Annotated in this window: 10 protein-coding genes; 9 read left to right on the top strand and 1 reads right to left on the bottom strand. The window is 60.9% G+C overall.

The features are described from left to right. The 9 genes from VNN55_10715 to VNN55_10675 form a co-directional block, all read left to right on the top strand. Positions 1–881, top strand: an 881-nt coding sequence (locus VNN55_10715) for a hypothetical protein (protein HWO58026.1), incomplete at its 5' end; no start/stop codon positions are given. A 49-nt stretch (positions 882–930) separates the two neighbouring features. Continuing rightward, positions 931–1,662, top strand: coding sequence for a hypothetical protein (locus tag VNN55_10710; protein ID HWO58025.1), 732 nt, complete (start codon positions 931–933; stop codon positions 1,660–1,662). Next, positions 1,659–2,192, top strand: coding sequence for a hypothetical protein (locus VNN55_10705; protein HWO58024.1), 534 nt, complete (start codon positions 1,659–1,661; stop codon positions 2,190–2,192). The genes VNN55_10710 and VNN55_10705 overlap by 4 nt, the downstream gene beginning before the upstream one ends. Before the next feature lie 590 nt (positions 2,193–2,782). Continuing rightward, entirely contained in the window at positions 2,783–2,956 is a 174-nt protein-coding gene (locus VNN55_10700; GenBank protein ID HWO58023.1) for a hypothetical protein, read from the top strand. 571 nt (positions 2,957–3,527) lie between these two features. After that, the gene (locus tag VNN55_10695) at positions 3,528–5,078 is read left to right on the top strand and encodes a hypothetical protein (protein ID HWO58022.1); all 1,551 of its coding nucleotides are present in this window, start codon (positions 3,528–3,530) and stop codon (positions 5,076–5,078) included. A gap of 13 nt (positions 5,079–5,091) precedes the next feature. Then, the gene (locus VNN55_10690) at positions 5,092–5,922 is read left to right on the top strand and encodes a hypothetical protein (GenBank protein HWO58021.1); all 831 of its coding nucleotides are present in this window, start codon (positions 5,092–5,094) and stop codon (positions 5,920–5,922) included. Between the two features lie 234 nt (positions 5,923–6,156). After that, positions 6,157–6,879, top strand: coding sequence for a hypothetical protein (locus tag VNN55_10685; GenBank protein ID HWO58020.1), 723 nt, complete (start codon positions 6,157–6,159; stop codon positions 6,877–6,879). Between the two features lie 77 nt (positions 6,880–6,956). Beyond that, positions 6,957–9,392 (top strand): hypothetical protein, encoded by a 2,436-nt coding sequence (locus VNN55_10680; GenBank protein ID HWO58019.1) that lies wholly within the window; start codon positions 6,957–6,959, stop codon positions 9,390–9,392. A 48-nt stretch (positions 9,393–9,440) separates the two neighbouring features. After that, a complete protein-coding gene (locus VNN55_10675) occupies positions 9,441–10,571 on the top strand; it encodes an N-acetyltransferase (GenBank protein HWO58018.1) in 1,131 nt (376 codons plus the stop codon). Between the two features lie 105 nt (positions 10,572–10,676). On the opposite strand, the gene VNN55_10670 is transcribed toward VNN55_10675, so the two are convergent. Beyond that, positions 10,677–12,890, bottom strand: coding sequence for a sialidase family protein (locus VNN55_10670; GenBank protein ID HWO58017.1), 2,214 nt, complete (start codon positions 12,888–12,890; stop codon positions 10,677–10,679). Positions 12,891–13,055: the final 165 nt, after the last annotated feature.

Genomic DNA, 13,055 nt, shown 5'->3' with positions numbered 1-13,055 from the left:
ACTTCTACCCGCTCAAGCCGGAGGACGGCATCAACCGCCGCTGGTGCATCATCGCCTCCAAGAGCGGCTACGCCCCGGAGACCGTCAAGGTAGACGTCGTGACGAATGTCCTGCTGGGGACCGAGCACAACGAATACGATGCGTTGATCATCCAGAAGTGTGCCCAGTACGGGGTGCCGCCGCCCATTGTCAAGGCGCAGATCTGGCGGGAAAGCGGATTCAACCCCAACGGATATGCGTACGAGCCCTACACGTTCGACTACGTCGCGATTTCCATCGGGGCTGAATGGCGGGAAGGCAATCCGGCCATCGACGAGTATCCCTACTACGAGTACAGCATCGCCATCCCCTCCGGGTGGCCGAACGGGCCTCGCCTTCAAGGCAGGCTGCTGAACCCCGAAGACATCGACTTCAGGAACCGGTACAACCTGTCGGACAATTCGCCGCCGGACGGCGTGCTGTCGGCGCAGGAGTTGGTGTGGAACAATCCCGGCCAGGGCAGCAGTTGGCACTACGCCGACTTTCCGATCGTCCCGTTTGTGGCCCAGACGACCATCGCCGCCAGCTACGGCCTGCTTCAGATTTGGTGGGCGACAGCGCTCAGCCCAATGAATTGGAACCGGGGCGCAGCGGGTCGCCCCAGCGAGCTAATGGATCCACCTGTCAACATCGCGCTTTCCTCAGGGTACCTGCGACTCCGGCTCGGCCAGTTTATGGCTGTACACCCTGATTCGGGATGGGATGCGAGCATCCGGACGGCTCTCGTTTGGTACAACAAGGGTCGTCGTCCCTGCACAGCATGTCCTGATTATACTCACGAGGATGGAGACTATGACGAACGAGTCATCGCAGAGGTCTGGCGCTGCATGCCAAGTCAATGAAGTGACGGCTGTGACCAGGCGCAACACTTCGCTGTCCGACAGTGCGCACATGATCCGAGTTCTGTTGGTTGCAGCATGCATGATGTGTGCAGGCGGACATGATCCTGCGGCGTCATCATCCCCGGGCGGGATTGCCGACGAGCGGGCATTGCTTACACGCTGGCTACTCGATGGGGGAATCCGCGCCCTGGACCCCGGATCTTGCCCTCTGATTGTTGAGAAGATCCCTGACTCCCTCAGGCACCGCCTGCTGAGTCTCTGTGGTCCAGAATGTCTTGATGTCGGAATCGAATGCGTCGCACTTGATTCAAGCGCCTTTCCCTTCCCCAGCGGGGTGACAGATCAGGTCCTCTGCGTGGTCACTGATGGTCAGGAGTTGAGCTACGTGGGAGTCACCGAGCGTGTCGCCGGTGTTTGGGGAATCGTATGGGACACAATACTGGGCGAGATTCCGCAGCCCAGCGTAGGGTTCCCAACACTTGGTCTGGAGGGGGATTCCTCCGTTGTCATTGGTCTGAGGGGTCTGGTGTCGCCAAGCGGCTACCAGTCGTATGACTATCTGTTGTGGACCGGCACACGAGCACACCTTCTCGGCGGGGCCGGTGGTCTGTGGGTTGAAGAAAAGGATATCAACGGAGATGGAGTTGCCGAGATTCTGGCCACTGACCACCGGCGCTCAGCAGCCAAACCGATGGACAGTCTTGCGCAGAGCATCTACTCGTTCGACGCGAAAAGCGGACGATACCATCGGGCGATCGACTCAAAGAGTAAGCCTAGGTGAATACTCCACTGTCGGGCGTCACCGTAATGGAAAGTTGGCCGAATGAAGCTCGCTCTCAAGGCGATTTGCCAAATCCCGAAGACATCTACTTCAGGAACCGGTACAACCTGTCGGACAATTCGCCTCCTGACGGAGTGCTGTCGGCGCAGGAGTTGGTGTGGAACAACCCCGGACAGGGCAGCAGTTGGCACTACGACGACTTTCCGATCGTCCCGTTTGTGGCCCAGACGACCATTGCCGCCAGCTACGGCCTGCTGCAAATCTGGTGGGCGACGGCGCAGAGCGAGATGAACTGGAACCGGGGCGACGCGGGTTCACCGAGTGTACTGATCGATCCCACGTTGAACCTGGACCTTGGCGTCGGCTACCTGCACAAGAAAGACAGGGCCGCGCTGCAGGCGGACCCGACGATGTCGTGGGATCTGCGCTGGCGCACGGCGTTGGCAAATTACAACCATTCAACGCCATTCGGGACTTACGCAAACGATGTGATGTCACGCGCACCGCACTACGCTCCCATAGCGAGATAGAGGAGATCGTACTCATGCGTCGATTGGTTCCAATCTCAATGTCGGTGGCCTTGGCCGTCACAGCCAGTGGGCCAAGCGCGGCGTATCCTGCGTCTGCTGTAGTTGCCCAGGTGCCGAGTCAACGCGACACGCTTGTTTCCTGGTTAACGACAAACGAATCCCTTGCATTGCCTTATACGACGGCAAGAGCGCTCTCTGATTCGATTCCATCTGCGATTGTGAGTGAGATTTTGCAGTACTCCCGCGCGCGGACGGCTCATTCACATGTGCGGTGCGCGCACATCCCCGACTTCAACAGGCAACAGAGCGCTCCAGACATTGCTGTCTCGACGATCTGCGTTGTCAGCGGCGATGCAACGAGTTATGCGGCAGTCATACGTGCGTCCACGGAGCGCGCAAGTGTAATCTGGGACACTACGCTGTCAAGTTCGTACCCGCAACCGGGCTTTGGCTTTTATCGCGGCCTCGGTGGACAGGGAGACACGGCTGTAACGATCGTCCTTTCGGGGATCGGTCCCAATTTCACATTTGCGCTAATACGTTGGAATGGAGCTACCGGGAGGGTTGTGGGTGAGTTTTCTGGAGGCGCCTTGGACACCATTGACGTCGACCTTGACGGTATACCCGAACTGAGTATTCCGGAATTGGACCGCACGCCACCCGATTTCGAGGCGATTCGCACAGAGCGATACTACAAGCTGGACCGCTCCACAGGCGTCTACAAGGCGATGCCTGTGCCCGCGGATTCGGCGGGCAAGAAATAGGAGACCGTGCGGCACCGGCATCGGAATGCCGAGGGCCATCCAGAGCAGGTAATGAGGAATGCGACGGCGGCGGATGATGATCGGAAAAGCCCTGCTGGCGGCAGGAATGGTTGCGGTCATGTGCCCGGCAACAGGGTATGCGGCGTTTCGTCCTGCGGAGAGAGCCAGCGCGCACCTGAGCGACGAGCAACGTCTGCCACTGGCCATCGGGCGGCTGGTTCAGGAACTGCGATTCGGGCCGGTCAACGGGAGCGTCGTCCTGCCGGCACCGCCACTGGCGCCGGTGGCACTCGCCGCAGTCGTTTCCGCTGCGTCAGCTGCGTCAGGTTGCGTCGGGGTCTGACGCAGCGGCAATCCTTTGACATCTAACGACTTCCACTGAATTGTCCAATTTTAGACTGCGTCAGGTGACGCACCGGCACCTGAAATCCGACTGCGAGCAGGACTTGTCGGCGTGTCTAACTCATTGTCCCATAATAGACCGTAAAAACAGGACTGAAGGCGATGTGATTGGCACGCACTTTGATGCACGGAGTCCCGGCTGCAAATGGGATGCGCCGGAGAGCCGTGGATGGATTCCGCACGTCGACCGACCGGAAGCAGTAAACTGGGAGCGATAGCCGCGATATTCGTCGCGTGCCTTGCCGTCACGGGTTGCTGCATCGCCGACTGCCCCGATTGCGACTGCATTGGTGAACTGGGATGCGGATGTGATTCAACCTTCATCGGGGGTGGCGGTGGTGGTGGCGATCCTATCATTGATGTGGACTGTTGCGGCATGACTGCCGTCAGCATGCACATCAGCGGGGAAACCGCCGCCGCCGGACGAGTCGTCTGGGCCGCGATCGAGTCGAACGGTCAGATCTTCTTTCCCTCCCCGGGGACTCCAGTGCCCGCCGGGGCATTCCGGGATGTGGACTTGGAGGTCTCCGTTCCCCGTAACGGGCTCCCGCCGGGGGAGTATAACGTCGTGACGGTTCTGAGTGACGGGATGGGGGCGGTCGGGTCCTTGTCATCATATCTGGCACTGGGCGAGCCGAAACGAGTCACGATTCCGGCATGGGGTGCGGCCGGGTGCATCGACTGCCCGCGAGTGCTCTACGGCGATACGCTGAAGCTGAAGGCCAACGCCATCGGCGTTGGCGGGTCGCTGGTCATCAGCCCGCGCGGCCCCGGGGAGGCCAGCGATCCCGGCGTGGCCTGGACAGTCTTGAACACGGACGGAACGAGTAACGGCGATCCCAACGAGACGCAATTCCTTGTGAATCTGGGCAACGGCGATTTCTATCCGCTCAAACCAGAGAATGGCACCACGCGCAAGTGGCGCGTTCGCGCCACGTTGGGACGGCAGACGGCCGAAACGTCAATCGACGTCGACCCAAACGTCCTCTTGGGAACTGAGCACAACGAGTACGATGCGCTGATCATCCAGATGTCGGCGGAATACGGAGTGCCGCCGACACTCTCCAAGGCGCAGATCTACGAGGAAGACGCGTCCTTTAATCCATCAGCATACGCCTACGAACTCGAAGACTTCGACTATAAGTACATCGCGGTCGGATCTGCCCGTGGTGCTCGAGGAAGCGCGCTTGATGAATATCCGTACAATCAATACAACATGGCCGTAGGCTCCGGCTGGCCAGAACCATCACAGCCGCAAGGGGACCGACTGCGATCCGACGATATTGCCTTTCGTGCGCGGTATGTAGATGCGGGCACTGACGCGAACATGGACGGATTCATCACGGCATATGAGGTTTACTTTGACCCTGACAATACCGATCAAGGGTTGGAACTCGCGCCACGGGATTTCGTGGCCCAAACGCCGATGGCTGGAAGCTATGGACTCAAGCAACTCTGGTGGGAGGTGACACTACACCCATTAGCATGGAATCGCGGTGACGGAGGGAATCCCGCCGACTTAGTGAGTCCATCACTAAACATCGCGTTCGGCACACAGTATCTGCGTTGGATGTTCGATAGTCACACTGACGACGGATTGGCATGGAATGAGCGATGGAAGCAGGCGCTGAACAAATATAACGGCGGGTCCGGATCAAGTGGCACTGGACCTTACGGGCATAACGTGTACGGCTTTATTGATATCTGTCGCCCACACTGACAGGGAGTGCAAGATGGAATCGCCAAACCAGGTGAACCGGATTTGTTCAATTCTCGCATTCTGGGCGTTTACAACAGTTGGAATTGTGGAGAGCAATTCATATGACATTGAGGCCGGACCCGGACATCCTGACCGAATGGAAGTTCGGGATCGCCTAGTCAGATACAGCGAGGCAACGGAAGCAAAGTGGGCTACCTCGGGAGTCGGCATCCCGCCGACGGCGTGTTCACTCCTCTCTGTGTCGATACCGGATTCTGTCGCGTCGCATATCCTCCTCTTCCGCAACCCATCGGCAATCGGCGGGGCGATTGGATGCCTCCAGCTGCACCGCGATTCATCCGGGATTGCTGAATCCAGAGCGGAGGCAGTCTACTGTGCCTGCACTGGGCAGTGGACGACGAGCTACTATGCCGTGCTCACAAGCCTTGATGGTGAATGGAAGGTCGTATGGGATACGACGTTACCGTACGCCCTTCCTGGCATCTGCCCGGATACGATGAGGTTAGGTGTTGAACCGGACAAGTGGCCCACGCTTTCGGCGACGGGCATTGTGAGCGCGAAAGGCGCGGCTGCCAAGGTCTTGCTACAATGGGATGGAAAGGATGGCCGGGTCATCTCTCCGCACATCGCCGCCCATCCCATTGCCGGCGATTTGATCGAGACAGTTGATATCGATGGAGATGGCGTCATGGAAATCGTGGTGTGGATCAGAGAGGACGCGCGCGGTCATCTGCATTCGGAATCCGTGTTCCGCTTCGACAAAGCACGAGGAAGCTTTGAGTTCATGCCCGATTTGGTCAGCGGGCGGCGGCCACCTGAGCAACGAAACGGGGTTCAGCGCTAGCCCGGCCACCTTACCGTCAACGTGCATCGCGATGGCCGGAGGGGGTACTTGCCGCCGCTGAGCTCGCCTCAGAATTCGGATGACATTCGGGTCCGCAACTGCATTGTGACATTCGCCTGACCAGTGTTCGACAGGAGTCAATACATGCACCCATCGAACGATGATGACCCACTCTTAGCAGGGACCTACAAACATCGGTGCCGCCCGTGGCGGTTTTCAGGAGACGCACTGCCTGTGGCAGTATTCGTGGCCATGTCCCTGTGGTTCGGCGACTCGTGCTTGGCCGACACGCGCGCCCAACGTGACACGGTAGCCGCGTGGATGACCCGGAATGAGACTCTGCAGCTGGCACCCGCCTTGGCCGCCGTGCTGGCGGACTCGATGCCTGTCGGTATTCTCAACGAGATTATGAGGTACGGCCCTCTGACAGTGCATTCGTCTGGTCGATGTATCGAACTTCCGGCCGTCGGCAACAATACCGATTCCTTGACCGCCGCGGGCGGCCTGTCCTTCTGCGCGTTCAGCGGCGATAACGATCTCTATTGCGCGGCGATCCGTCGCCAGGGTGATCGCGCCCAGATCATCTGGGACACGGCGGTCTCCGGAGGCAGTGCCCCTCAGCCGTGCTTGAGGTGGATGAGGTTAGGGGGCAAGAACGATTCCGGCGTGACGGTCGTTGTCAGCAGTGTGGCTGCATTCGGCGCGGGGGGCGCGCATGGTCATGTGCTGGTGCGCTGGGATGGCGTTGCGGGCAAGATCGTGGCATGGTTTGACGCCGCAGAGTTCGACACACTCGATGTGGATCGTGACGGCATCCCGGAGATGCGCGCGGCGAACTATGATTTCCGACCCTGGGAGGACAAGCGCGAGCGGATCGTCAGTTATTACAAGCTGGACCGCTCCACAGGCGTCTACAAGGCGATGCCTGTGCCCGCGGATTCAGCCGGCAAGAAATAGGAATCCGCGCGGCAACGGCCATGGGACGGCACGGACCACCCCAGAGGGAGGGATGAGCAATGCGACGGCGGCGAGGGATGATCGGGAACGCCGTGCTGGCGGCAGGAGTGCTTGCGGTCATCTGCCCGGCAACAGGGGATGCGGCGTTTCGTCCTGCAGAGAGAACCAGCGCGCACTTGGGCGACGAGCGACGTCTGCAACTGGCCATTGGGCGGCTGGTTCAGGAACTGCGATTCGGGCCGGTCAACGGGAGCGTTGCTCTGTCGGCACCGCCACTGGCGCCGGTCGCGTCCCCCGGAATCGTCTCCGCCGCAGCCAGCAGTGTTGCCGGCTCAAGCGAAGAAATCGTTGCTTGCATCCCCGATGCGCCCGTGGTCTCAGGAACGGTGGCCAGTGTGCCCATCCGAATCCTGACGAGGTGCGCGGATTCCAGCATGGCCATGACCCGCGAAGTCGTCGCATTCGTGCGCGACGAACGGGGACGGTGGATGATCCCGGAATCGTCGATTCCGGCCGCCTCCCCACTGGCGCGACTGTCTGGGCCTGTGTCGAAGGCACACCGAGGAAGTCCGGTCGCCGCTGCCACCGCAACGGGGCTACTTGGCGACTTCACTTACCTTGAGCGCGACTCCGTTCTTCTCGAGAAGGAACTCTATCCCGGCATGGCGGTCTTCACGTCTGCTTCCAGCCGTCGGAGGTTCGGGCACGATATCGCCAGCGTGCCGTGGGGAGTCTGCGCCGCTGTGGACTACTCCCCAAACATCGCTGTCCATGACTATGTTGCGGTGACGGACTGGTCATGGGCGCAGGTTCTGGGCGCCGATGCCGATGAACCGGAGTTTATTGCCCCGTTTGGCTCGCAGGGCCCCGGACCGGAGCAATTCAATCGACCGATGGGCATCTGCGGCGGACCGTATGTCTACTGGATCGCGGACGCGGGAAACAATCGCATCGCGGAGTATGAGCTGCAAACGCAGCCCAACCACCCCGACGACCGCACGACGGGCGTGACCTATCGCACGCAGTACACCTATGGCTTCCAGTACCCGACGGATGTCGATCGCGCGGAGACTCGGATGGTGGTGGCCGACAAGGGCAACAATCAGGTCGTGTTGTTCGGCTTCGGCGCCCCGGAGCGGATCGGCCCGCCAACGGGCGGGGGTGGCATCTTGGAATTCCGGTCACCGTCGTCGGTGTGCTTCGGTCGGAGTGTCGTGGACGGCGCGCAGATCGACACGGTGATCTATGTGGCCGACCAAGGGAACCACCGCGTCTGCCGGTTGATCCGATCTCCCTACGCGCCGTTCGGTTATAACTTTGACGAATTCGATCTGCCAGGCACGACCTTGCAGTCCGTCGACGTCGACAACTTTGGCAATCTGTACGCACTGGACGCGGACAGCGGCCGCGTGTACAAGTTCAGTCCATCATTGGAGCCGCTGGCGGTTTACCGGTTCCGGCTTCCGGATGGGGTTGTGGTTCGTCCGCATGACTTTGCCATCGCGCACGGACGGGAATGCGTGCCGATCACCTCGTGTCGGCCAATGCAACTGGCGGACGCGCTTCTGACGACGGAGTTCACCGGAAACTCAGGGATCTATCGATTTCAGATCGGCATTGACGTGATCGCGATCGGCGCCTACCATCTTCCACCAAACGACTTTAGTCCAGATACCGGTTTCGTCCTAGCCGACTATCACTTGACCGATGCGGCGGAGGTTTTCATTCGGGTGTACCAGGGATCCACAACCGTTGGCTTCCTGGGACCCGTCGTGCAGCCGGCCGGAGCACAGCGAGTCGCAGTACCGCTGCTCGGAAGCATTCCGACAGGACAGTACATCGTTGAGATTGATGCGATTTCCGTGTACGACAACTCCAACACCTACCTGGCCGAGATGATCGTGGCGGTGGACAACTCGTTCAACCATCTTCCGCGCATACTTTCTCCACCGTCTCTCCTATGCCACGGCGCATGCGACACCTGTGTGGAGAATGGCACGATCACCTGGTTTCGAACCAACGCCGTGGACTCGGACGGGGTGGTGGTGGCATACCAATGGCGGGCTGGCTACGGCGGCCTTTTCGTTGACAACTTCTGCGACACGGTCACGACAAGCGCAGATTCGGTCTTGTGTCAGGTACAATTCGGATACCCGACACTGGTCGGAGGGATGAATCTCGTTCCGGAGGACACCGCGCTTCGCGTGCGGGCGCTCGACAACCGCGGCTCGGTTTCACCGCCGGCCAAACTGGCCACCGCCCTGTGCGACTGCGTGTGCCCCTGTCTGTCCGACCCGCAGTGTGACGGAGTCATCGATGTATTGGACGTGGTCAGCGCTGTGGGGCGGGCATTCCGTGGCGCGGCGGGCACGGGCACTCCCTACTGCCCGATTGAGCTCGCCGACAACAACTGCGACGGAGTGGTGGATGTCTCTGACATAGTGCGTTTGGTGAACGTCGCTTTTCGCTCCGCGTCGCCGCTGACGCTGGCGTGCGATGCATGCGGGCCATGAGATTAGCGACTTGACCTGACAACGAGACCTTCGCTCTTTGTTTATCTTATGCAGCCGCGCAACGTCGTCGCACCCGCCGACAGCAGACGCGATCGCGAAGAATTTCTACGCTTTCCCGAGCAGCTCTACGCGCGTTGCCCCCACTGGGTCTGTCCGTTGCGGGCGGAGCGGCGGGCGTTTTTTGATCCGCGGCGCAATCCGTTCTTCGCCAACGCCGAGGTGCAGCTGTTTCTGGCGCGGCGCGACGGCCAGGTGGTCGGGCGGGTCAGCGCGCACATCTACCATCCGCACAACCGCACGCACAACGAGAAGACCGGCTTCTTCGGATTCTTCGAGTGCGAGAACAACTTCGAGACCGCGCGCGCCCTCTGGGACGCGGCGCGGGCATGGCTGGCGGCGCGCGGCATGACGCACATGCGCGGGCCGGCCAACTTCACCACCAACCATGAGATCGGGTTTCTCGTTGACGCTTTCGACCACCCGCCGGTGATCATGATGACCTACACCATGCCATACTACCTCGACTTCGCCGAGCGGTATGGCATGGTCAAGGCGATGGATGTGTACGCCTACCACACCGACGACAGCAGAAAGTTTGATGACCGGGCCGGCCGTCTGGTCGACCGAATCCGCCGGCGCGTCGGGGTCACGATACGTCCGATCGACATGCGCCGGTTTGACGAAGAAGTCGACAGGGTCAAGATCATCTACAACGGCGCCTGGGCGCCCAATTGGGGCTTTGTGCCCATGGACGAGGCCGAGTTCCGCCACTTGGGCAATGAGCTCAAGCAGATCATCGATCCGCGCATCGTCCTGTTCGCCGAGGTCGATGGCCGTCCGGTCGGCTTCTCGTTGGCACTACCCGACATCAACCAGGCGCTGATCCACGTGCACGGCCGCCTCTTCCCCTTCGGCCTGTTCAAACTGTTATGGCTCACGAAGGTCCGCAAAGTCTGCACACGCATCCGCGTGCTGGTAATGGGCATCCTGCCGGAGTATCAGAAACGCGGCATCGACACGGTGCTCAATTACGAAACCGATGTGCGCGGACGCGCGGCGGGGTACCGCGAAGCGGAAATGTCGTGGGTGCTGGAAAACAACGACGAGATGAACGCGGTGGCGAAGAACCTCGGCTATCAGCGCTACAAGACCTACCGGATTTACGAGATGGCCCTTTAACGGGCCTCCACCATCAGCTCTTCAAACGGCTGCCGAAAGCCCATTGGTTTCCGAAGCAGCGAGACGCGAAATCGCTGCGCTTCCACTCCCCCCGGTCCGTCGTCGTCAGGGGCAATGCGGGGCCGCCGTGGCGCGGAAGATGTGGTTGACCAGCAGGACCACATCGACCACATCATAGGCGCCATCACAATTGACATCCATCCGTTCGGGCGGTGGCGCAGGAGTCGTGCCGCCGCGAAAAGCGACATTGACCATCCCGACCACATCAACCACATCGAGGAAGCCGTCGTTGTTGTAATCTCCCAGAACGTAGGGCGGGATGACGAGGAAGTCCTCCGCCACCGACCAGCCGGAATGCCAGCCGGCGCTGTCGACGGCTTCGACACGCCAGTACCAGGTCGCGTTTCGAGCCAGCGAGTCGGCATCGGGAATGGTCCACAGAGTTGCGCTCAGGTCGGAGTAGGTCCGCGCATCCTGCGTGAAGTCAATGTCGCGGGCAACCTCAAGGGTGTAACGGACCGGCGTGCCGTTTCCGGCCGGCGACGCGCTCCAGAAGAACTCGGGAGTGGCATCGATGGTCACGGCGCCATCCAGCGGCGAGGGAGGCAGCAGCGCGGGGACGACGGGCGGCGTGGCATCGACCCAGACCCGTCGCGACGCCGACCAGGCAGAGGAATCGCCGAACGGATCGGTCGCGCGCACTCGCCAGTGCCAGATGCCATCGGCCAGCGGGGTGGTTTCAAGAGTGTAACCGGGCAGGCCGCTCTGCCGGGTGACGTTGACGGCAAAGTCAGGATCAGTCGCATACTCTACGGTGTAGATGCACGCCGAATCATAGATCGACCAGTCGGCCCATTGCAGGGTGGGCGCGGGATCGGTCGAGATGGCCGCATCGGCCGGGGCCATCAATTTCGGCGGGAAAAGCCGCAGCGGCACATTGGCGGCGTAGACATCCTGATGCCCGTTGCGCGTATCGGTGAAGACGGTCGTGGCGCGCAGGCGCGAGGCGGCGATCCCGATATACTCGCCGATCAACCCGGCGTTGGGGCTGTAAGCGATGGGGATCTTGGGGTCATAGGGCGTCAAGGGCTCGACGCTCTTGGCGCCGAAGGCGTTGAAGGGCGACGACGAGACTTCGCTGACGCGCTGGTTGGGAGTCCAGGTGAGGCCGCCGTCGAAGGAGTGAGTGACGAAAAGATCGAAGTTGAGATTGGCGGGATCCAGCCGGCGGTCATAGAAGGCGACACTCACCACACCGTCGGGATTCACAGCGATCCAGGGATGGAACTGATCGACACCATTGCCCAGCGGGTCGTCGTTGATGCGCTGGCGGCCGGTCCAGGTCAGTCCGCCATCCAGCGAGCGCGTCATATACAAATCCAGCCGGCCATCGGGGCCATAGTCGACGAAGGCGCAATAGAAGCGGCCATGAAACGGCCCGCCGGTGACATCGGCGGTGAGCGCCGGGAAACCGAATGTGGTGATGCCGCCGTTGATCTGGCTGGGGTAAAAATCGATGTTCTGCAGGACACGGTCCGTGCCCCAGGTCCAACCCTGATCGGTGGAGATATCGCACATGATCGCGCCGCGGGCATAAGACCACCACGCGATGACCACCCGTCCACCGGCGCCAACCGCCGGCACCGGCCATTGCACGCCGCTCTGGTCGGAAACCAGACGTTCCAGATCAAACGTAATCCCGTCGAAGGAGCGGACGCAGTAAATGTCGGTGGTCGCGCCGAAACGCGCCCAGGCCACATACACCGAACCATCGGTCGGTCCGCCGGTGTTGTCGACCGCCATCATCTCCTTGTCCTCAAACAGCGAGTTGAAGTTCTCCACCGCGATCGACCAGAACGACCAGGTCAGGCCGGAATCGTAGGAGACCGGGATGTAGAGTCCATCCTCGTTGCCGCTGTCCTGGAATGACAAAATGACAGAGAAGAAAACGCCCTGAGAATTGCAGACAATCGCCGGGTCGGAGTCGCGATCATAGGGCGTGCTGGGAATCAGCCCGCCTTCGATCCAGGAGGCGCCGCCATCGTGTGAGTACCCCCAGCCGACCTGACGGTAGCCGAGGCGGAAGTCTCGCCAGACCGCGACGAGATTGTTCGGGTTGGTGGGGTCGACCGCGACCTGCTCCTCGTTCTGCAGTTCGGTGGTGGCGTCGGTGTTGATCTTGATGTTGGGCGGCTGGGCGGCGCTGACGTCGAACCAGAGCGGCAGACTGCGGGCACTCTGGGCGCCAACGTCGGCGGCCAGACACAGCAACAGGGCGATCGAGCAGAGCACGACGGGATGGATCGGGCGAATTCGCATACTGGCTCCCGTTAAAGTCATACATTTGCCATCGTGGCGCAGGCGGGATGGTGAGGTCGGCCCGGTCCGGCGGTGGAGGTGGGCGGACTCTTGTCCACCCTTGGGCAATATACCAAATGCCCCTATCTTGACAAGCCGGAGCCCGGACCTGCGACCGAAAGCGAC

The organism is bacterium (assembly GCA_035559435.1).
In the GTDB taxonomy this organism is placed as follows: Bacteria; Zixibacteria; MSB-5A5; order WJJR01; family WJJR01; genus JACQFV01.
Note: the sequence above shows the minus strand (reverse complement) of the source record. Positions and strands in the feature narration are given on the sequence as shown.

Bases quoted from the DNA above. Each gene is read 5' to 3' on its own strand.
- VNN55_10710 (HWO58025.1), top strand. From the start codon at position 931: ATGATCCGAGTTCTGTTGGTTGCAGCATGCATGATGTGTGCAGGCGGA.
- VNN55_10695 (HWO58022.1), top strand. From the start codon at position 3,528: ATGGATTCCGCACGTCGACCGACCGGAAGCAGTAAACTGGGAGCGATA.
- VNN55_10690 (HWO58021.1), top strand. From the start codon at position 5,092: ATGGAATCGCCAAACCAGGTGAACCGGATTTGTTCAATTCTCGCATTC.
- VNN55_10680 (HWO58019.1), top strand. From the start codon at position 6,957: ATGATCGGGAACGCCGTGCTGGCGGCAGGAGTGCTTGCGGTCATCTGC.
- VNN55_10675 (HWO58018.1), top strand. From the start codon at position 9,441: ATGCAGCCGCGCAACGTCGTCGCACCCGCCGACAGCAGACGCGATCGC.
- VNN55_10670 (HWO58017.1), bottom strand. From the start codon at position 12,890: ATGCGAATTCGCCCGATCCATCCCGTCGTGCTCTGCTCGATCGCCCTG.